This is a genomic window from Rossellomorea vietnamensis NBRC 101237 (assembly GCF_001591825.1).
Classification (GTDB): domain Bacteria; phylum Bacillota; class Bacilli; order Bacillales; family Bacillaceae_B; genus Rossellomorea; species Rossellomorea vietnamensis.
This window is the reverse complement of record NZ_BCVQ01000001.1, coordinates 137,681-158,659: the sequence shown is the minus strand read 5'-3', so window position 1 is coordinate 158,659 and position 20,979 is coordinate 137,681. Positions and strand designations below refer to the sequence as shown.

At 47.5% G+C, this 20,979-nt stretch carries 23 protein-coding genes and 1 pseudogene; 3 read left to right on the top strand and 21 right to left on the bottom strand.

From position 1 onward, the window contains the following. Window positions 1-13: 13 nt before the first annotated feature. The 5 genes from BVI01S_RS00800 to BVI01S_RS00780 form a co-directional block, all read right to left on the bottom strand. The gene (locus BVI01S_RS00800; RefSeq protein ID WP_034762024.1) at window positions 14-1,024 is read right to left on the bottom strand and encodes an ABC transporter permease; all 1,011 of its coding nucleotides are present in this window, start codon (window positions 1,022-1,024) and stop codon (window positions 14-16) included. Beyond that, entirely contained in the window at window positions 1,021-1,887 is an 867-nt protein-coding gene (locus BVI01S_RS00795) for an ABC transporter permease subunit (RefSeq protein ID WP_061808850.1), read from the bottom strand. Before BVI01S_RS00795 ends, BVI01S_RS00800 begins: the two co-directional genes overlap by 4 nt. Before the next feature lie 134 nt (window positions 1,888-2,021). After that, window positions 2,022-2,591, bottom strand: a complete 570-nt coding sequence (locus BVI01S_RS00790) for a manganese catalase family protein (RefSeq protein ID WP_034762021.1) — start codon at window positions 2,589-2,591, stop codon at window positions 2,022-2,024. Between the two features lie 27 nt (window positions 2,592-2,618). Continuing rightward, entirely contained in the window at window positions 2,619-2,879 is a 261-nt protein-coding gene (locus BVI01S_RS00785; RefSeq protein WP_034762756.1) for a spore coat protein CotJB, read from the bottom strand. Then, entirely contained in the window at window positions 2,879-3,106 is a 228-nt protein-coding gene (locus tag BVI01S_RS00780; RefSeq protein ID WP_034762019.1) for a spore coat associated protein CotJA, read from the bottom strand. The genes BVI01S_RS00785 and BVI01S_RS00780 overlap by 1 nt, the downstream gene beginning before the upstream one ends. A 150-nt stretch (window positions 3,107-3,256) precedes the next feature. On the opposite strand from BVI01S_RS00780, the gene BVI01S_RS00775 reads away from it, so the two are divergent. Together BVI01S_RS00775 and BVI01S_RS00770 are read left to right on the top strand one after the other, a co-directional pair. Then, window positions 3,257-3,967, top strand: a complete 711-nt coding sequence (locus BVI01S_RS00775; RefSeq protein WP_369690867.1) for a YetF domain-containing protein — start codon at window positions 3,257-3,259, stop codon at window positions 3,965-3,967. 230 nt (window positions 3,968-4,197) lie between these two features. Continuing rightward, window positions 4,198-4,712 (top strand): annotated as a pseudogene (locus BVI01S_RS00770) (DUF3231 family protein). 99 nt (window positions 4,713-4,811) lie between these two features. On the opposite strand, the gene BVI01S_RS00765 reads toward BVI01S_RS00770, so the two are convergent. The 13 genes from BVI01S_RS00765 to BVI01S_RS00710 form a co-directional block, all read right to left on the bottom strand. After that, entirely contained in the window at window positions 4,812-5,945 is a 1,134-nt protein-coding gene (locus BVI01S_RS00765; RefSeq protein WP_061808849.1) for a zinc-dependent alcohol dehydrogenase, read from the bottom strand. Window positions 5,946-5,962: 17 nt separating this feature from the next. Then, window positions 5,963-6,586: a DUF421 domain-containing protein gene (locus BVI01S_RS00760; protein WP_061808848.1), complete on the bottom strand. Its 624-nt coding sequence runs from the start codon at window positions 6,584-6,586 to the stop codon at window positions 5,963-5,965. Window positions 6,587-6,695: 109 nt separating this feature from the next. Then, window positions 6,696-7,874: an MFS transporter gene (locus BVI01S_RS00755; RefSeq protein WP_051758393.1), complete on the bottom strand. Its 1,179-nt coding sequence runs from the start codon at window positions 7,872-7,874 to the stop codon at window positions 6,696-6,698. A gap of 216 nt (window positions 7,875-8,090) precedes the next feature. After that, on the bottom strand, window positions 8,091-8,480 hold the full coding sequence (locus BVI01S_RS00750) for a VOC family protein (RefSeq protein ID WP_034762013.1): 390 nt from the start codon (window positions 8,478-8,480) through the stop codon (window positions 8,091-8,093). Window positions 8,481-8,669: 189 nt separating this feature from the next. Then, the gene (locus BVI01S_RS22370; protein ID WP_156030099.1) at window positions 8,670-8,834 is read right to left on the bottom strand and encodes a hypothetical protein; all 165 of its coding nucleotides are present in this window, start codon (window positions 8,832-8,834) and stop codon (window positions 8,670-8,672) included. A 56-nt stretch (window positions 8,835-8,890) separates the two neighbouring features. Continuing rightward, a complete protein-coding gene (locus BVI01S_RS00745) occupies window positions 8,891-9,088 on the bottom strand; it encodes a hypothetical protein (protein ID WP_156030097.1) in 198 nt (65 codons plus the stop codon). A gap of 200 nt (window positions 9,089-9,288) precedes the next feature. Then, window positions 9,289-10,611, bottom strand: coding sequence for an ATP-binding protein (locus BVI01S_RS00740; RefSeq protein WP_034762009.1), 1,323 nt, complete (start codon window positions 10,609-10,611; stop codon window positions 9,289-9,291). 147 nt (window positions 10,612-10,758) lie between these two features. Beyond that, entirely contained in the window at window positions 10,759-10,947 is a 189-nt protein-coding gene (locus BVI01S_RS22365) for a hypothetical protein (RefSeq protein ID WP_156477269.1), read from the bottom strand. A 250-nt stretch (window positions 10,948-11,197) separates the two neighbouring features. Then, window positions 11,198-12,601: a sensor histidine kinase gene (locus BVI01S_RS00730; protein ID WP_061808846.1), complete on the bottom strand. Its 1,404-nt coding sequence runs from the start codon at window positions 12,599-12,601 to the stop codon at window positions 11,198-11,200. Beyond that, window positions 12,591-13,298: a response regulator transcription factor gene (locus BVI01S_RS00725; protein ID WP_034762003.1), complete on the bottom strand. Its 708-nt coding sequence runs from the start codon at window positions 13,296-13,298 to the stop codon at window positions 12,591-12,593. The genes BVI01S_RS00730 and BVI01S_RS00725 overlap by 11 nt, the downstream gene beginning before the upstream one ends. Before the next feature lie 116 nt (window positions 13,299-13,414). Beyond that, the gene (locus BVI01S_RS00720) at window positions 13,415-14,272 is read right to left on the bottom strand and encodes a hypothetical protein (protein ID WP_061808845.1); all 858 of its coding nucleotides are present in this window, start codon (window positions 14,270-14,272) and stop codon (window positions 13,415-13,417) included. An 86-nt stretch (window positions 14,273-14,358) separates the two neighbouring features. Further along, window positions 14,359-15,246, bottom strand: a complete 888-nt coding sequence (locus BVI01S_RS00715; protein WP_061808844.1) for a peptidylprolyl isomerase — start codon at window positions 15,244-15,246, stop codon at window positions 14,359-14,361. A 116-nt stretch (window positions 15,247-15,362) separates the two neighbouring features. Next, complete coding sequence (locus BVI01S_RS00710) at window positions 15,363-16,634, bottom strand: S1C family serine protease (RefSeq protein ID WP_082197456.1); 1,272 nt, start codon at window positions 16,632-16,634, stop codon at window positions 15,363-15,365. Window positions 16,635-16,858: 224 nt separating this feature from the next. Between BVI01S_RS00710 and BVI01S_RS00705 the strand changes: the two genes are divergently transcribed. Continuing rightward, complete coding sequence (locus tag BVI01S_RS00705) at window positions 16,859-18,958, top strand: peptidoglycan D,D-transpeptidase FtsI family protein (RefSeq protein ID WP_061808843.1); 2,100 nt, start codon at window positions 16,859-16,861, stop codon at window positions 18,956-18,958. Window positions 18,959-19,030: 72 nt separating this feature from the next. Here the strand turns inward: BVI01S_RS00705 and BVI01S_RS22360 are convergent, their stop codons facing one another. The 3 genes from BVI01S_RS22360 to BVI01S_RS00695 form a co-directional block, all read right to left on the bottom strand. Beyond that, window positions 19,031-19,168 carry a hypothetical protein gene (locus tag BVI01S_RS22360; RefSeq protein ID WP_156477268.1) on the bottom strand — a complete coding sequence of 46 codons (138 nt, stop codon included), beginning with the start codon at window positions 19,166-19,168 and terminating at the stop codon, window positions 19,031-19,033. A gap of 78 nt (window positions 19,169-19,246) precedes the next feature. Next, window positions 19,247-19,903, bottom strand: coding sequence for an LCP family glycopolymer transferase (locus tag BVI01S_RS00700; RefSeq protein ID WP_061808842.1), 657 nt, complete (start codon window positions 19,901-19,903; stop codon window positions 19,247-19,249). A gap of 20 nt (window positions 19,904-19,923) precedes the next feature. After that, window positions 19,924-20,892: a polysaccharide deacetylase family protein gene (locus BVI01S_RS00695; protein WP_051758392.1), complete on the bottom strand. Its 969-nt coding sequence runs from the start codon at window positions 20,890-20,892 to the stop codon at window positions 19,924-19,926. Window positions 20,893-20,979: the final 87 nt, after the last annotated feature.

The window sequence follows — 20,979 nt, the reverse complement described above, 5'->3', positions numbered from 1 at the left end:
TAAGAGATGTATTTCACAACTCCCGATCCACCAATCTAAAATCACTTTCCATTAAAAGACCGTTCTCCTTGCGCCCATCCTTCTTCTTTTCAACCGAACCCGACTTCACCTCATCCTCCTCCAACAACCCCTCAAGCCCTCGCGCAATCCCTGTTAAGGAAAGAATGGTCAGGGCGAAGAAGAACATCGGGATCATAAAGATCCACCAGGCGTTGGTCAATTCGACATAGCTCATGGACATGATGCTCGCCCATTCCTGGACGAAGGGTTGCGGCGGCGGGCACATGGGGCCGTAGCACACATCGGTCCCACCGAAGAATAGGTCGAAGAATCCGAGGTGGGCGATGATGAGAAGCGCCTGGATCATGATTTTCGGAAAAATGATAAAGAGCCGCGGTTTCAAGTGTGGAAGCACATGGTTCTTGAACAGGAAAGTCTTGCTTCCCCCAAGGACCCGCGCACAGGTCACGAACTCTTTGTCGAGAATCTGACGTGTTTCGTTTGATAAGAGAATTGCCGTTGTTGGAGCCATGATCACAGCCAGGGCGATGGACTGCCAAATGACCCGTTCGGTGAAACTCGTTTCGAACCCTTGCATCGGTTCCCATAGCAAGGGGTAAAGCATATTGAAGGCGATGATCGATTGCGGGATGAAATAAAAGGACGTGAACATCGATTGCGTCCACTTCTTCCCCCGGGATTTTGTAAACCCTCCCAGCACCCCGATGGCAAAGGATAGGATGAAACTGATAAGGGAAATCAGGATGGCGGCGCCAATGGTATACTGCGCCCCCTCCAATACTTTGTAAAACAGGTGGTCTCCTTCCCGGTCCGTGCCAAACGGAAAGTCGGCTGAAGGAGGGAAAGGGGCATCCCCGATGATATTTGCCTCATCATCATAGAGGATATATGTATTCGGAATTTTGGCATCGGTCAGATTAAAAATCATACTCCACCCGACGAGCACGACGATGAACAATAAACAGATGCTGATGGTGATGTGATGCCGATTCCACTTTCTCATAGACTCATCTCCCTTCCTATTTTTCTTGAGATCACGAACTGCATGAATTTTAAAAGGAGATAGAGTGGAACGAATAACATGATCGACGTAACCGCGAAGATCGCAGGTGTGTTATAGGAAAAGAGAAACGACGTGACCCCGAACACATTGAATAAATATTCCAAGATTAATAGATTCGACAGCATCATCCAGATGATCTGCTTGCCGTGATAGGTCAGACTGACGAGCACATTCCGCATCATATGGATGAACATGATCCGGAATCGGCCTAGACCCTTCCCCTTGGCAAGCTCCACATAAGGAAGCCCCTCTTCTTCCTTCAAAAAAGACACCATCGATCCCAGAAAAAAGAACGTCGGCAAGATCGAGAGCGTGATCGCCGGGAACAGGATGACCTGATTTTCACCCAGTGATGCGATATCGAGGAGCAGAATACCAGATTGTTTGAAGAACCAGATGACCGATAGTTGAAGAAATCCAATTACAAAAATATCCGGCAGCGAGGCGATAAAGAATGCGACACCTCCCACTCCTTTCCGGACCTTTTTCCCCACGGAAAAATAGAGGATCATCAACAGGATTGAACATGTTAACGCCAACCCGAGTGCCAGGAAAAAGATACGTGCACTGCTCAGGAAAGCTTTCAGGATGATGGGAAATAGCGGACGTTCGATATGCGAGACCGGGTTCGTATAAACCAGATGGTGAGGCTCGACTAGCTCCCTGCATACCTCCATCAATTCCTTTCCATAAGTAACGAGGGAAAACGCCTGAGTTGTGAACAGGCCGGATGTGGCACTGACGAGAATGATCCCGATGATAATGAGAACGGCTTCAAGGCCGGATTGTTTGAGTTGTTTCATCTTGTACCTCCAGTAATGATTCCTGCTAATCATTACCAATATACCAGATTTGAAAATTCTGTCAATTAAAGAACCTAATGCAAATTAAAGAAAAAAATGATCAGGGCTATCAGCCGCTGACCATTTTCCCTCATTTAAAAAATCACCTTCCGATCCCGCTCGTCTTTCAAAATCTCCACCGCTTCCCTGAAGCGTTGGGAATGGATGATTTCCCGTTCCCGTAAGAAACGCAGTCCGTCGTTCAGATCGGGGTCATCGCTCATATTGATGATCCATTGATACGTGGCTCTGGCCTTTTCTTCGGCAGCGATGTCTTCATAGAGGTCGGCGATCGGGTCGCCTTTTGCCTGGATGTACGATGCGGTAAAGGGAACCCCCGCCGCATTTTGGTAAAAGATCGCGCCGTCATGATTCACATAGTGGGGATCGAGTCCCGCGTCTTTCATTTGCTGCGGCGTGGCATCTTTGATGAGTTTATATACCATGGTGGCAATCATTTCCAAATGGGCGAATTCTTCGGTCCCGATGTCGGTCAGTAAGCCGATGACCTTATCTGGGATCGTATAACGCTGATTCAAGTATCTCAGGGCTGCCGCCAATTCTCCATCGGCGCCGCCGTATTGCTCGATCAGGAATTTCGCCAGCTTCGGATTACATGTACTGACCCGTACAGGATATTGAAGTTTTTTTTCATACACCCACATAGTGTCGATCCTCTCCTTTATTCCGTATTAGACCTGCCATGGCCAAGGGGCGTCTTTCCAGTCCCACGGATAGTTTGAGTAGCTGTATCCGAACCCGGTCAGGGGACCGAATTCCTTTTCGAATTTCTTTTTGATTTTTTTCCTCATCCGTACAAATTCGTTGTACTGTTTGATGGCCTCGTAATCATCAGGATGAGTATCTAAGTACAGTGTCAGTTCGACGATGACGAAATCAACGGTCTGTAGCTCCTCCATCACTTCGTAATAATGAGCCGGAACCTGCTTCATCATGAATCACCATCCCCATTCAGTTCATAAGGGCTGTAGTAAGGATCGTAGAACGCCTTCCAGAGCGTCCCGTTCCGCAGTGCCTCCCGCGGCGTGAACTGCTCCAGATTTGCAGGCTGAAATCCCATATAGAGATTTGGCGGTGTCGAATATACCTTCTTTGTGATCGGCGGACATGGATCAAAGGGACTGACGTATGGATGATACACTTTATAGTTCTGATGCAAGGTACTCCCTCCTGAATTGACAATATCTTTCTATTGTTATGCAGATGGATCTTCACCCATGACGGGCAAATGAAATTGGAAGCCTTTTTAATAAATTGTTCTCTATCTGCACATCTTACAAAAGGAGTGTAAAAATGTGAGAAGAGGTGCATGAATGTGACCATCATCGAGCTTTCTTTCAGACTCATCCTTTCCTTCCTCCTGTTGCTGACCCTTACCCGCATCATGGGTAGAAAAGAGATTTCCCAGATGACCTTTTTCAACTTTGTATCAGCCATCGCCATCGGGACGTTGGGGGCTTCCCTTGCCATTGATTCAACAATCAGTGTAAGGAATGGAGTGATCGCCTTGGCAGGGTGGACCATTTTCACGGTTGTAATGGGTTATGTTGACCTTAAATCAAAAGCATTCCGGAAAGCGGTGGAGGGGGTGCCACGGGTTGTCGTCCGGAAAGGGGAAATAATGGACGCGGAACTCAGTAAAGTACGACTGGATCTGGATGCCCTTAACGTCATGCTGAGAAAGAAAAACGTCTTTTCCATAAAGGAAGTGGATTATGCCATCTTTGAAACAGATGGAACGCTCTCTGTCATGAAAAAGGAGAAAGATCTACCCCTTACAAAGGGAGATCAACAGACTTTCAAGAGTCCCGTTTCCACCCACCAGGTGCCTATACCGGCTGCAGTGATCGAAGATGGAAAAGTAGTCCTGAATAATCTGACGGAACTCCACCTAGATGAGGACTGGTTGAAGGAACAACTTGCCTCACAAGGCATCACAGACATGGAAGACGTATTCTACGCGGAAATTCAGAAAGATGGGACGCTTGCGATCGATCGTTATCATGATATCGTAAACTGACCTTTGGTTTTTTCTTGGCTTCAACCTCACACAAAAACAAAAAGGCCTCCCACCTATGGAGGTAAGGGGGCCGATTGAAGTCTTGCCAGAGTACATAGTTTGCATTCTACCCATCGAAATATACTTCAATTCACTACATACTTTCAACTCCCGTTGGGAAACTTATTCCTTGTGCTCGGACAATCGTTTTCGAAAGGTGGCACACCAATATGACAATCAGGAGGATGATGATGGGTATTTTAAGTGGAAATCCACAAGAAGAGCCATTGCATTACGGTGAAGTATTTGGTACGTGGAACTATTTATTGACGGCTAAAGCCACTGTTGCTGGGTATCAAATGCAGCTTAATCACGCTGGTGATAATGATCTGAAGAAATTACTGAAAGACAGCATTGAAGGCGGTCAGGAAGAAATCAAACAAGTGGAGAAACTATTAAGGAAAATGGGATCGGACTTCCTCCCACTCCACCTGAGCCTCCACATGCGTGCCTGGATGATATCCCGACTGGTGCAAGGATGCCGGATCCATCCATTGCAGCGGCAATGTCGGCTAACATTGCTTCAGGCTTAGTGGCATGCAGCACGGTCATGGGACAAAGCATCCGTGAAGACGTGGCGATGATGTTCGGCCAATTTCATATGCAAAAAGCTCAATTGGGAGCAAAAGTATTGAAGCTCAATAAAGAAAAGGGATGGCTGATTCCTCCCCCGCTTCATAAGAACAAAAATGAACATTGTGAGTAATCCTTGAAATAGAAAGATTCTCAGGTTGTGACTGTTTCCAGTGACCTGAGAATCTTTTTTTAGTTTATTTGAAGCATTTCCTGAGGTAGGAATCCTACCTTATGGCTTTAAAATCACCTTAATGCAATCATCTTCTTTCTTGTTAAACAGATGATACCCTTTTGCTGCATCTTCAAGCTTAAGTTTATGCGTAATGATGGAAGTCGAGTCGATTTCCCCTTTGACGATTTGATCGTAAAGTGGGGCCATATAGGCTCTTGCCGGTGCCTGACCCATTTTCAACGTAACATTCCGGGAGAAAAATGCTCCAAGTGGGAACATATTGTAGAGTCCACCGTATACCCCGGTCAGTTGAACCGTTCCGCACTTCCTTACGGCTTTCGTGGCAATCTGGATCGGCCCGAGGGTTCCTCCCTGGAGTTTCAATTTCTGCTCCATGAATTCAAGCGGCGATTTCTTCCCGTCCATTCCGACGCAGTCAATGACTACGTCCGCTCCGCCCTTTGTCAACTCTTTCAATGTTTCCCCCATATCATCGTACTGGGTGAAATCAAATGTTTCCGTATGGTTGACCCTTTTGGAGTGACGAAGGCGATAATCGAAGTAATCCACTGCGATGACTCTTTCCGCCCCTTTTTTCCAGGCAAACTGCTGTGCCATCAAGCCCACCGGACCACATCCCAGGACAATGACCGTATCCCCTTTCTTCACCCCTGCATGTTCTACACTCCAATACGCTGTCGGGAGTACATCTGATAATAAGAGAATCTCTTCATCCTCCAATTCACACCTCTCAGGGACTAAAAACGGGGTGTAGTTCCCATAAGGAACCCGCAGATACTCTGCTTGCCCGCCGGGATAATTACCGAATTTCTCTGAATACCCAAGCAATCCCCCAGCGTCATAATGAGGATTGGAATGATCACATTGACTTTCCAAATGCTGCTCACAATAGGGACATGACCCGCATGCCACGGTAAAAGGAATGATCACCCGGTCTCCCTTTTTGACTTTCGTCACGTCTTTCCCGACCTCCTCCACGATCCCCATCGGTTCATGCCCAATGACATACCCGATCGGGAGCGGGAAGTCCCCTTTATAAAGATGCAAATCAGATCCACATATGGCGGTGGACGTAATCTTAACGATGACATCTTCTGAATCTTGGATACCAGGGTCCTCTACTTCCTTAACGGCTACGGTATTTTTCCCTTGATAGGTGACGGCTTTCATAATGATTTCCTCCTTATTTACTGTAGGTGTTTTGGCGGAGGTTGAACGGAAGAGTTTTGATTGATTTCTTTGAAGATATCTTCCCCTCCTCTATTTTGGCTGACTGGTCTGCCCGTAGTCTGGGGGACTTGAAGCAGGTTGATCAGTCTCTTGACCTCTGCCTGGAGCTGGGAGAATTCCTTCATCGTCACCGGCTTTGCGCTTGGCATCAATTCCACTCCCACTTGTCCATTCGGCTCAAGGGTCGCCCATTTCACGTCCGACAGTTGACTGACTCCCTGCTGCCGTAATTTCATTTCGAGCTGGTCGACTGTCAGCCGTAGCTTTTTAAAGTTCTTTTCATTGATGACGCCATCTTCCATCAGAATTTTGGACTTACCGGTGATGAACTGTTCGACGCGATCTGATTTCACCTGCAGGTATTCGATGACGATCAGGGTCAGGACGAGAATCAACCCGACTCCGATTGTCGTCCAAATATTTTGTCCGGCCACCGGTTGTATGAGTAGCGATCCGATCCCGATCATGATGACCGTCTGGGCAAGGGTCATCTGGGAGATTGATTTTCTCCCGGCGACCCTTAGCAATAAGGTGCCCGCCAGCACTATGAGTATGGCTTTCCAAATCCAATCCAAGTCCATGTCATCTCCGTCCTTTCACTAAAAATCCCTCTTCAAGGGAAGAGGGAAAAGGGTATGTCTTTATACTATTCCTCCGATACGATAAATTATCCTCGTAAGGTCGGTTTTCTTATGTTGTTGAACCAGATTTTTCAGGCTTAATAAAAATCAAAACCAGCAGAAACATCAGGATGCCAAGGACTCCCGCCCCAATGAGACTAATATTCAGGAGGGATTTCATCAATACCGCCATCAACGGCGGACCTGCAGCCACTCCGATGAAACGGGATGAACTATAGAAGGAAGAAATCGTCCCCCTCTCTTCTTTCTCAATGTTTTCCGTGATCAAAGCGTCCATCGTCGGCAGTAGTGCACCGATCGAGAGGCCCAGGAAGCTTGAGACAGCGAGGAGAAGAATCAGTCGCTGATCGACAAACCCGATCAAGGCGACACTGATACTCATAAGAATTAAACTTATCGTCATGATCACCTTCATGACCTTCAACTCTCCCTTGATCTTCCTGCCAGTAATAAAGGAAGAAATGCAGAGAGCCAGTAACGGAATGGCAAGAACAAAGCCTTTTTTCACCCCATACAGTCCGTGGGTTTTCTCCAATGAATCCGATAGGAAAAACAGGACGGCAAACAGGACGAGCATAATGTAAATCCCGACGAGAAAGACAGTGAAGATCCATTTTCCCTCTTGCTTGAAAATCTTCTTCGTACTCTGGATGAAAGCTGAAAGGGCTACGGGTTCTTCCTTCTTCTTAGGAACTTTTATGAAAAAGAGAACAAGGACGATCGAAATGAGACTGAACACAGAAATAGAGAAAAACGGAAGATACCATAAATACGCAGCAAATAAAGCCCCCAAGATGGGACTCAACACCTTGCCGAATGTGTTGGACGTCTCGATCAATCCAAGACAGGAACTCGTCTTTTCATCATCATCCTTATACAAATCACCGACCAGTGGCAGGATGATCGGAGCCGCCCCGGCTGCACCGATTCCCTGGAGCACACGCCCAATAATGATCCACGTAAAAGGATCGTCCATCTTCCAGGAAGCAAAGCCTGCTACCAATCCCCCAATTAACGCAATCAGCAAACTCGGCAGGATGACTACCTTCCTGCCGAAGCGATCCGACAAATATCCGGCCACTGGAATCAGAAAGATCGACGCAATCGAATAACTTGTAATAATCATACTGGTCTGAAAAGAAGTGATCCCCACCTCTTTTTCAAATATCGGCAGGACAGGAATCAGCATGGAATTCCCCAAGGTCATGACCAAAGGAATCGATGCCATACTCACCACACACCAATTGCTAATCTTCGTCGTGCTATTGCATTGTTCTTTCAACTAAACCACCCTTTTGGATTGATCTGCTATTTAATCAGTATTTGATAAAGGCCGAAAGAACATTCAATGAAACGAATGGCAAATTCAAATAATGTCATGGCACAAAAAAAAGAAACCAACAAGAGATCCCTCACGAGGAGGGAAGGCTTCTGTTGATTTCATTTACAACTCTTTTTGATCTATATTCAATTCAATCAGGTTCCCATCCGGGTCTGCACAGAAGATCTGGGCAAAGCCGCTTTTGGAATGGGGTTTCTCTAATGTTTCTACATCTTTTTCCTTTAACCATTGAAGTGCGTCATGGTAGTTCTCCACTCGGAGGGCAAAATGACCTTCCCGGCTGGACAAATGCTTGTCCTTCCGGAGTGTCTGGGAAGACGGGTCCGCGATCAAGTGAAGCTGCTGGCCCTCAATGTCATACCAGGCTCCGGGAAAATCAAAATCCGGACGCGGAATTTCCTTTAAACCCAGGACCTCCCCATAAAACGCTTTCGCCTTATCGAGATCCGTCACATTCAAACTCACATGATGTAGACATTCGTACTTAATCAATCGGCTCACTCCCTTCCATTCATCTATCAGTTTATTTTACAGAAGAAACGGCCGTTAGGCGAGAGGGACGGACCTTATAAATTTTAATGAAAATGCCGATTTCAATGGATTTCACCAGTAAAAAAGGCAGAAAATTGAGGTCCGTCCCTCAACGTCTTTAGCCATGGCCCTTTTGCTTCTGACCATTCTTTATGAACCTCCCGAATTCTTGTGCATATTGGCGTTCTTATCCGCTTCATCGATTTTCATCGCGTGTTCCGTCAGGTCAGGAGGCGTCATCCCTGACTTTTTCTCAAAGTAAATCGCGATGCCTGAGACGAGAATGATCGGACCCAATATGAATAACCAGATCATATGAAGACCCTCCTTTCTAAATCGCAAGGCTCTTTTCAAGAAACTCAACCCACTTCTTAAAACGCCTCATAACACTCCCTGCAATGCTGCCCATTCATCTGACGCTCGTTCTCCGCCCCGCAATTCGGGCAAGTGACGATCACTGACTGCTGATCGATCCCTCTCTTGTTGTGCATGTATTGACCCAGTGCTTTATTGGCTAGAAAGACCGTCCCCACGATGGCACAACCGATGGCCGCTAATATAATGATCAAGAAAATCCCATCCAACACCATTCAATCCTTTCTCGATTACTCTTACTTATCTATACGGTCGGACATGTAAAAAGTTTCAAACGGGCGAGGGACGGACCTCTGAAATTCGAGCACGAATCCCATAACCAGTGGGGTTCATCCCCAAACCGGGCTGAAAACAGAGGTCCGTCCCTCTCCCTTAAATAAACAAAGGCCCGTCCCTATCGCAGTGAGGGACGGACCTTTGTTGTATGTGCCGGGGTTGGAAGAGTCCCTTCTCCTTCTTCTTTGTAGATGGGGAAGGAGAGGATGACGGAGGTTCCTTTGCCGGGTTTGCTTTGGACTTTGATGGTGCCTTTCATGCCTTCTGTGAGTTGGTAGACGGTCATCATGCCGAGGCCGGTCCCATTTTTGCCTTTCATGGAGAAGTAGGGTTCGCCGAGGCGCATAAGTTGTTCTTTGGTCATTCCGATCCCAGTATCGTTGATGACGATGAACACCTTTTCATTGTCCTGGTAGCTGAAAATCCGGAGCGTCCCTCCCGTTTCCATTGCCTCGAGACCATTCTTCATAATGTTGATGAGGATCTGTTGGAGCTTGTTGGGATCCCCTTTGATGGAGTGATGATGAAGGATGTTCGCCTTCAGGATGATTCCTTTCTTCACCGCCAGGGGCATGATGATTTCCTGGGATCGGTTCATTTCACCCCGTATTTCCACTTCCACCTCAACCTCCGGGTGGGGACGGGCAAAGTCCAAATATTGATTGATGACTTCTGTGGCCCGGTCGATCTCCCTGACGGCGACCTTCGACAGCTCACTATTTGTACTGACATTGGTTGGATCTTCCTGTATCAGTTGGAGGAATCCCTTTACCGTGGTGAGTGGATTCCGCACTTCATGACTCATGCTGGCGGCCAGGTGACTGACCACTTGCATCTTCTCGTATTTGATCGCTTCCAATTGAAGAATATAGATGGTCCGGATGATTTCACACAGGTAAAAGACGAAGAACGTCGATCCCGTCAGGACAGCCGAATAGATTAAGATCGAATGGTCATACCCGAAATGAAAAATCATGGACGGGATCCATAAAGACAGGACCGAGTACCCGAACGCAAAGAGCGTATACCAGTACACCCTCGTCATCCAGTTCTTCCCCTCCCATCTCGGACGCATATATAGGACGAGCAGGGTGAAGAGAACCGCCATGACCACGGTCACCCATAATCCAGGACCCATCATCGGGGCACGGATGGCAATCATGGTAAGGGCGAGCCAGGGCAGTACCCGGTTCCCGCCGTATATCCCTCCAATTAAAAAAGGGATGAACCGCAAGTCATACACAAATCCATCTTCCAATCGGACACTTAATGCCAGGCTGAGTAACAGAAGCAGTGAACTGGCCAGATAGATCGACAACGGTTTGATGTGAAGTTTATGTACTTTATTTCGGGAAAGGTAATGAAAACTTATCAGTAAAATGATGATCAATATGGCAAGAAGGTTAAGAAGCAGACCGGTCAATAGCTCAAAGTGATTCATCGGTATCTCTTCCCTACTTTCAGTAATTTTAAAAGATTTTAAAAAATCATACTTTATACTCTATTATAACCGAAATAAAAAACTTGTGTTCTACTTTTATTGGATAGGATTCTTTTTATTAAGTCTTCTTTCCCTTTCCTTTGTCCATTATGGAACGACATCTATTATGCCGTGATCAATAGCAATGGCACCCTGTTCATCGACCTTTTTAAAGATCATATCCAGGGTGACAGCGAACGAACAGACAGATGAAGGCATATAGTATCTCAACGTCTGAATAGACCAATGAAATGGGAGAGTGACCGTATGTATGAATACCGAATACCGGTGAATCAAGTTGTCTATCCACCTGACCCCAGGTGCCCTCCTTATCACAGACAATATACAGGAGGCTATGATACCCATGTGCACATGATCGAAGCACATTATTCCCAATTGAATCGAAAAGTGCAGCGACTTCTTGAAAGGGTCGAGCATATAGAAAGATACCTTGGGATCAAGCCGTAGTGGCCGATGAAAAAAAACGGGGACAGGTACCTCGTCTAAAAAAGGCCAAAGTACCTGTCCCCGTGGCTTTACCGCCCTGTCAAAGCGGCAGCCGGATCACAAACCTTGTCCCCTCACCCTTCTCACTGAACACATCGATCGACCCTTCATGCATCAGGACCAATTGCTTCACAATGGAGAGTCCGATGCCGAATTCACCGTATGGATTATTCGTCCGGGACAGGTCCGCTTTATAAAAACGGCGCCAGATGGATTTGATTTCTGCGGGGTCCATGCCGATTCCGGTGTCTTGGATTTCAATGACCGTTTCGTTCCCGGAAGAAGATCCACTCAGCGCGATCGTTCCATCCGTGGTGAACTGGATGCTGTTTTTTGTGATGTTAATCAGGATTTGGACGAGTCGGTCGTAGTCGGCATGCACCACTGCCCCTTCGTCTGCCAGAACGGTGATAGTATTGCCTTTTTCCTCTGCCTGCAAATCGAGCTGGTCCTTGATGACTTCGAAAAGATCGAGTAACGGAAGGGTCACTTTCGAAAGGACCACCTGATTGGACCGGATTTTTTCATAATCCAGGTTCTCGTTCACGAGGCGGATCAGCCGCTTCGTTTCCTGACTGACAAGACCGAAGCTCTTCTCTTTCTGTTCTTCCGGGATCATATCGTTCCGGATCCCTTCCATGACTCCGCGGATCGTCGTGAGCGGGGTCCTCAGTTCGTGGGACACATCGGCCATGAACTGCCGTCTCCGATTCTCCAGGGCATCGATTTCCTCTTTCGATGCCTTGAGTTTCGTGACCATTTCATTAAAGTCTTCAGCCAGATCGCCAATTTCATCGAAGTTAGAGCTTGGAACATGTACATCGTAATCTCCCGACGATACCTTGGACGTAGCATCCCTCATCCTCTGAATCCGTTTCACATGGAGCTTCGATAGGAACAAACTGACGAGAACGGAGATGGCGAGGGCCAACAGGACGATATACAGCAGATATTGATTGATCTCACTCAGCATTTCCCTCGTCCCGCTGATCGGGGAAATCAGGATCAGACCGCCTGTCAGCTGGTCATTGACCACCCGTGGCATGATGACGAGGGACACCGCCTGATCAAAGCGGCCGAAATCTTTTTTCAATGGGACGGTTTCCCCGCTCTCGATTTTTTGCCATTCTTCTTTTGAAAGCTCGATGCGAGGATAGACCCCTCCACTTGAAAAAGATACTTCTCCCTGACGATTGAAGGTGATCACATCAATGTTCCGGGCGTGAAGCAGGTTGCTGTATTCGTCCAGATACAGGGGCCGTCTCGGACTTGGCCGCTCAAGATCTGATAAAATTTTGTCCCCATACGTCCGCAGCTCCGTCACCTTATTTTCATACACCAGGTTTTCGACATAATGGGAAAACAGGAGGCCGAGGATCATGAAGGCGATGACGAGGACGCTCGTATGACTGAGAAGCAGCTGATACAGATACCTAAACTTCATCCCCGGCCGCCGCCTCATCAAACTTATACCCTACGCCCCACACCGTATGAAGATACGGCTTATCCTTGCTGCCGATCTTGTTGCGGAGCCGTTTGATATGTACATCCACCGTCCGCTCATCCCCGTAGAAGTCATAGCCCCATACCCGCTCAAGGAGCTGCTCCCTCGAGAACACCTGCCGCGGATGCTGGGAAAGATAATAGAGAAGTTCAAACTCTTTCGGCGTCAAATTTGTAAGGGGAACGCCTTTCAGGAACACTTCACGGGTTTCCTTGCTAATACGGAAATCGGACGTGGCCACATCCTGAGTTTCAGTCGTTTTCTTTTCCCCTTGCCCCTGGTAGCGACGGGTCACCGCCCGGATCCTCGCCATCAGGGCAAGAGGTGAAAAGGGCTTTGTCACATAATCATCGGCACCGAGCTCAAGGCCAAGCACCTGATCGGACTCACTATCCTTCGCCGTTAGCATGATGACCGGCACCTGGGACCCTTCCTCCCTGATTTTTCGGCAAATCGTCACACCGTCCATCCCGGGCAGCATCCAATCAAGGATGACAAGATCCCACTCGCCTTCCTGATAACGACGGTACCCTTCAGCACCATCATGAACAAACTCACCCTTTATATCTTCTTTAGAAAAAAACATCTCAAGCATGCTTGTGACGCTTTGATTATCTTCAACGACCAATACGTTCATGAACATCGCTCCCTTCCCGATTTCACTCTATTTAAATTATAGTCGTTTTGACCAATTCCTTCTATTGATTTCCTTCAATAGAAAAACCCCCGCTCATATGGCGGGGATGTCCGTTCCTATAATGATTCACTTTGAGATTCGTCCATCGATGGCTCACTCTGAGAAGCTTCATGTGGTCCTTTCCCGTGTCCCGGACCGTGTTGACCTTTACCGCCCATGTGGAAAAACAAGCCCTCTTCCTTATTGAAAGGGAAGAAATCCAGTTTCTTCGCTTCATCAGCATGCTCGGTCATGATTTCATCCATCAGCTGCTTAGACGTTTTGCCTTCCGTTTCAACGCCTAATTCTTTTGCGGCTTTCAGGATCGATGCTTCGAATACTTCCTGACGCAATTCATGATGATCTTTTCCTTCGGTCTCAATACCAAGGTCCTTCGCCTGTTTCGTAAGGGCGGCTTCTCTCACTTCATTAGCTAGTTCGTTTAGATCCTTGCCCTCGGTCTCGACTCCAAGCTCTTCCGCTTGTTGTTTCACCAAGGCTTCCCTTACTTCTTGAGCAAGCTCTTCCCCGTCTTTTCCGTCAGTGGAAATGCCCAATTCCTTCGCTTTCTTGTTCAGCTCCGCCTGACGGATTTCATCCATGATGGCACGGGGTTCTTTCCCGTCGGTTTCAATTCCCAATGCTTCCGCTCTTTTCTCCAGCTTGGCTTCCATGATCTCTTTGGCGAGTTCACGGGTATCCTTATCCGTGGTGTCGATGCCAAGTTCATCCGCTTTTTCCTTCAGCAGATCTTCATTCACCTGGAACTTCCCGGGTCCACCATGATGACCGCCAAATACCGGCTCTGACTTTTCTCCGACAACCGCAGATTCATTCGTTTTCCCGGCATCCTTCTCTGCTGCAAACGCAGGGAGGGCCCCTGCAATCCCGATTGCTAACACACCAGCGAGTGCGAGTGCTCTCTTATTGTTCATATTGATTTCCTCCTTTTTATAAGTTGCAGCTGCTCTATCATTATTTCCAGAAGATATGGCCAAATCATGAACAAACCATGACCGGTTTATGAATCTTTCAATGTTTTTTCAATCTTATAATCTTCTTTCTTTTCCGCTAACCACGTACCATACTCCGTTTGAAGGGCCTGATCAAACAGGATGTCCTTGATTTCATCTTTGTGATCGGCAAGGACCGCCTCTTTCGCTTCCTTCTTGCCCGTCACCTTGATGATATGGTAGCCGAATTCCGTCTTCACAGGCTCACTGATTTCACCCTTTTTCATCGAAAACGCCTTATCATCAAACTCTGTCACCATCTCACCTTTGCCAAAATAACCAAGCTCCCCGCCTGAATCGGCATTCGACGTATCCGTGGAATACTCTTTCGCAAGTTCGGCAAAATCTCCGCCGTCATCAAGTTTCTTCTTCACTTCCTGTGCCGTCTTTTCATCGTCCACTAAGATATGACTGGCCTCAACCTGCTCTTTTTGCGCAAACGTATCCTTATTCGCTTCGAAGTATTCCTTGATCTGATCATCCGTGATCTTGACCCGATCCTTCAGCAACTTCTCCGTCAACAGGTACGTCTTGATATTTTCTTTGACACTGTCCAGATCCGATCCGCTTGAAGCAAGAGCCTCATTGAATGCCTCTTCACTGTCATATTGTCCTTTAATATTCTCCAATTCCTTTTTGATTTCACTATCCTTCACCGTGAGATCCTTCTTCTCACTCTCAAGCTTCACAATCTTCTCTGCAATCAACGTATCAAGGGCGCCATCCCCATACTGATCTACAAGCGTCGTGTACAGATCGTCTTTACTGATGGTCTCACTCCCCACTTTGGCCACTGCATCTTCTTTTGAAAAACCAAATACCGCAAGCAGTGATCCGATGAGGACAACGCCTCCGATAATGCTCCATAATGTGATCGTTTGTTTCTTTTTAGTCACTTATTCGTACTCCTTTTTTGTTTGTTTATTGGTCGTTTTTATGGTGCCTGGTACATTTGGGGGTTTTTGTACCTGGTACAACTTACTCGATTTGTACCAGGTACACACATCACCCATTACCCATTCATCATCGCATTACTAGTAAGCGTCAAACTCACCGTCATTTTCTTACCATCACGGTAGACGGTCAAATCGATTTTATCCCCGACTTTCAGGCCGCCATACAGTTGTCTTCTCAGGTCGGCGACATTTCCGACCGACTTGCCGTTCAATTCGGTAATCGCATCGCCTTCTTTGATCCCGGCGTCCGCTGCTGCAGATGTCGGATCGATATTGGCGACGACCACACCGGATTCAACGGATTGAGGCAGATTTGGCAAGTATGAACGCGGGATATCCGCCAGGTTCTTCATCCCGATTCCGATGTACGGGCGCTCAATTTTCCCTGTTTTGATGATTTCGCTGACGATCGGCATGAAGTCCTTGCTTGGAATCGCAAAGCCGAGTCCTTCTACACCGGAGTTCGAGATCTTCGCGCTGTTGATCCCGATCAGTTCACCCTTGGAATTCAGGAGTGCGCCCCCGCTGTTACCAGGGTTGATGGCTGCGTCGGTCTGGATGACGTTCAGTTCAGATTCCCCTTCGGATGTCTGCACGGGGATCGTGCGGTCGACGGCACTGACGATTCCCTGTGTCACCGTCCGTGAGAGATCCAGTCCGAGGGGGTTCCCGATGGCGATGACCTGTTCACCGGCTCGCAGGGCACTGGAGTCACCGACTTCCAGCAGGTTGTCTGCATATTTACCATCAATCTTCACGACGGCAAGATCCGTCAGCGGGTCCGCTCCGATCAGTTCACCCTCGGTCTTTTCACCGTCGTAGAGAGAAACTTCAATCTTCGATGCCCCTTCAATCACATGGTTGTTCGTGATGATGAAAGCACTGTCCCCTTCTTTTTTAAAAAGGACACCGGATCCTGTCCCCGCCGGAGTGGCCTCTGAGGCTCCCATTCGGCTTTGACTCTGATAATTGACGATGCCGACGATGGATTCAGAGGCATCCTCCACAATATTCGCTACATCGCCGCCTGCCCCGGTTGAAACCGATGTGGGCGTGATCCCTGAATTCGATGATGTGTTTGCCTGTCCGTTGTCCGCCGATTGCTCGACGCTTGGCTGAGCCAGGTTCTGATAATAGTCCGTTTGTGGCAATACCGTCAGCGTCAGGACCGAACCGATGATCCCCGCACCAACCGTGTTGAGGAATCCCCTGCCTTTAAACGGCTTCTTCTGTTTCGGGGTACGCTGCATTTCTTCTTTTTGAGTGACGTCTGTATCGGTTGTTTCCGTAGAATTCATTTCTTCATTTTGATTGTTATGTTCAAACATGTTTATTTCCTCCTCGATTGATTTTGCCTGTTGAACTTTGCTGTTGATTTCATCTTAGAGGGTAAATGTTACGAAACTATTAACAATGTATGTACAGGATGGGAAGTTTTTTGGAACAAGGACTGAATGAAACGATTTCGTGAACGATTCAGCATATCCCTTGGGTTTTTGTCATGGCTTTGTTTTAATTGTAATAAAGTCAAATACATAAAATGGGTGATTGTATGAAAGACAAGAATAGAACAGAGCGAACAAAGAAAATGGTACTTCCGAAGCGCATGAAGATTCTCTTTGTCACCGTGTTTCTTTTATTCAGTACGCTGATCGTCCGGCTCGGGATGGTTCAGATCGCGAATGGACAGTCTTATGAGAAGGCGGTTGAGAAGAAGGAAAGCGTGACGGTTGATTCACCCGTGCCGAGAGGGAGCGTATATGACCGGAACGGGAAGTTGATTGTCGATAATAAACCAGAGAGGGCCATCACTTTCACCCGGACGTCGGATTCGTCTCAGAAGGATTTATTGGAAGTGTCGAGGAAGCTGGCCGACATGATTGACGTCGAGACCGATTCCCTCACGACACGGGATAAGAAGGATTTTTGGATCTTGATGAATCCTTCAAAGGCGGATAAGAAGGTCTCCGCCTCAGAAATCAAACGCATTCAGGGAGAGAAGGATCTCTCAACCAAAGAGGCCGATCAGAAAATCTATCAATTGAAGCTTGAACGCATCAGTGAAAAGGAATGGTCTTCTTTTTCAGAAGAAGAATATGAAGTGCTCGCGATCTATCAAACGATTTCCAAAGGGTACGCCCTTTCCCCTCAAATCGTGAAGAATAAGGGGGTGACCATCACGGAGTATGCACAGGTGAGCGCACATCTCGATGAATTGCCCGGGGTGGACGTGACCACGGATTGGACAAGGTCCTATCCCCTTGACCACACTCTCCGTTCCGTGCTCGGAGACGTGTCATCTACCAGGGAAGGGATTCCGAAAGATCTGATCCAGGAATATCTCGCAGAAGGATATAACCGGAATGACCGCGTCGGAACCAGCTACCTGGAATTAAAGTATGAAGACCTGTTGAACGGACAGAAGAAGAAAGTGAAAAACATCATAGAAGACGGTCAGGTCGTCGGGACAAAGGTCATCCAACAGGGTCAGAGCGGGAAAGATCTCGTACTCGGCATTGATGTCGAATTGCAAAAAGCAATCGAGAAAATCGTCCAGGAAGAACTATCGAAACACATCGGTACAAAAGGATCTCCTTACCTGGACCGTGCCTTTGTCGTCATGATGGATCCTCACACCGGGGAAATCGAAGCGATGGTCGGTCAAAAAGTGAAGGAAATCCACCCGAACGGGGAAATCGAATTCGAAGATTATTCCTTGGGGACATACACGACGTCCTACGAAGCGGGCTCCGTCGTGAAAGGGGCCACACTCCTGACCGGTTATATGACGGATCATATCGAACCGGGGGAAATGATTGTGGATGAACCTCTTTATATTAAAGGAACGCCGAAGAAAACGTCGTGGTTCAATGTATGGGGAAATCAAACGAGGCCGATCAGTGACCTCTATGCCTTGGAGAAATCCTCTAACGCGTATATGTGGAAAGTCGCTCTTCGGATCGCCGGGAACCGATATGTGCCTCACGCACCGATTGAGCTGAAAGGCGACGCATTCCGTACGCTCAGGGAGCATTTCGCCCAAATGGGACTGGGTGTGCCGACAGGAATCGATCTCCCAGGGGAGTCATCTGGATATCAAGGAACCGCTGAACATCCGGGACTTCTCCTTGACTTTGCGATTGGGCAGTACGACACGTACACACCGATGCAACTGGCTCAATACGTTTCGGCAATCGCCAACGGAGGAAAACGCGTTCAGCCCCATCTGTTAAAAGAAGTGCGTGAACCTTCCAACCAGCCACACCGGTTAGGAAGTGTCGTGTACAAGCAGGAACCAGAGGTGCTGAACCGGATCGATGCATCCAGTGAAGAAATCGAACACGTTCAGAAAGGATTCTACCGGGTCTTTCACGGCGCAGAAGGTACGGCCAATCTGTTTAAGGATGCTCCGTACAATGCAGCCGGGAAGTCCGGAACCGCAGAGGCATTTTACAAAGGACCGGACATGGACAGTGCACAGCCAACCTACAACACGACTCTGATCGGATATGCCCCATTCGACGATCCGGAAATTGCCTTCTCAACCGTCGTCCCATGGTCCCACCAGGAGCATGACCCTTACATTAATAAGGTCATTTCCAAACGGGTGATGGATAAATATTTTGAGTTAAAAAAGGAAAAGAGCGAATAAACCAAAGAAGAGGCCCCTAAGCAGAATGTGTTGCTTGGGGGCCTCTTTTTTTGATTAAATCCACGGGGACATTCAGTCCGAAAATACCCGCTCTGGATCCTCTGCGATAAAATACCATAATCCATCTTCACCAAGCTTCCCTTCACCAGGCAATTCCGACGATTGGATCTGTTTCATGGCGTGTGAATAATGGCTGTATAACGTCTTCAAGTCCTTCTCTTGTATATTCCATTGAAGATAGGGAGAGACCGTATCGATCAACTTAAGGATTTTGCCGTAATCGTTCTGTTACAGGAGCTCTTGGACGGATGCCTTGATGACTTTCCTCTGCCGTTCGTTCCGTCCTTCGTCGCCCATCGGGTCCTGCTTTCTCATTCTCACATAGGCAAGTGCTTCATCCGGAGATAACGTCAATTCTCCCTTGGCAAAATGATATCCATCAAACGTGAAGTCCAGTTCATTGTCGATGGTCAGTTCGCCTACTTCTTTGATCACTTCTTCAAATCCGTTCATATTTACTTTCGCATAATAGTCAATGTTGATGTCCAATAACTGTTGAACGGTCTGCACGGTGAGGCTTGTCCCTCCATATGTGTACGTATGATTCAGTTTGGTGCTTTCATCTCGGCCCGGGATGGATACTTTGGTATCCCTGGGCAGGCTGACGACCTTGGTTTTGTCAGACTTCGGATCAATTTCCACTACCATCATGACATCCGGCCTTCCCTTATCATGTGGCCGTTCATCCACTCCCATCAGCAGGATGTGGACTTTACCATCTGGAGCAGTTTCTTGCTCTTCTTCTCCTGCGTCAGGAACATCAATCGGCTCATACGTCTCATCGAAGAATGCCCCCACTTTTGAAAAAACAAAGAACAGAAGTCCACCTGATAAGACCGTCAATCCGATTAGGACGGTGATGCCTACTTTCCATTTCTTATTCATTCTTTACAGCTCCTCTTTCGTTAAAATGTCACTGGGTTCATTTGTTGTGTGATTGCCTTCATGCTGTATCCCTTTTCGGTCAAGTCGATGAGAAGTTTCTCCAAATACTCCAAGGTCACATCTTTCTCATGAAGCAGAATGATTTTCGAAGATTCCTTATAAGGAAAATCATTGATCTGTTCCATCACATTCGGAACATATTCTTCGCTTAACAGCCTCCAGTCTTCGCTATCAATGTTCCAGTCCCACATATGGAACCCTGCACCGTCGACGGCTTCCCGGTAGGCTGGCGTCATATTCGGCACCGATCCGTAAGGGACCCTGATCAGGTTGCTATGAATTCCGGTGATAGACTCCAAGGTTTCTTGTCCCTTTTTCATTTCACCGACGACCGATTGACTAGATTGATAGAATTTCGACACATCATGGGTCACTCCGTGCATGCCGACTGCATGGCCTTCTGCCGCCATATCCTTCACGGAATCTCGAAACCTTCTCATATTCGGCTCAAGCATAAAGAATGTCGCCTTGGCATCGTAGCGTTCGAGGACGTTCAGGATGCCTTCTGTGTTTTCATTCGGTCCGTCATCAAATGTGAGGAAGACCGACTGGTGTACGGCTTGTTCTTCCTGATCTTGTTTATCCTCGGATGGTTCTTCCACCTCAGGCTGCTCGACCGTCGGTTCCTCTTGTTGAACCGGTTCATCAACGGTTACAAAATCGACTGGTTGATCTTCCTGACCCTCTTGATCAGGAAGCTCCCCACTTTCCTCTGACTCTTTTTCCTTCGCTTCATCTGTTTGCTTTTTGACAGGTTCCTTTTCGACCGTTTCTTTTGCGATTACCTTTTCTAAACTTTCCTGTCCTTCATTACTTTTCGCTTCCCCTATATCCATCACCCAAATGGTCGATACTAGGATGAAGAGGGCTGACATCAGTGCGAATGTCACCCGCACACTTCTCTTTAATCGTCTTTTCTTTCTCCGCATGCTTTTCACCTTTCCTCCGGCTGTTTTGTTGTACTTTTATCGTAAGAGAAAACAGCTGTGAAAGGGTTACTAGGCGGTTACAATGAG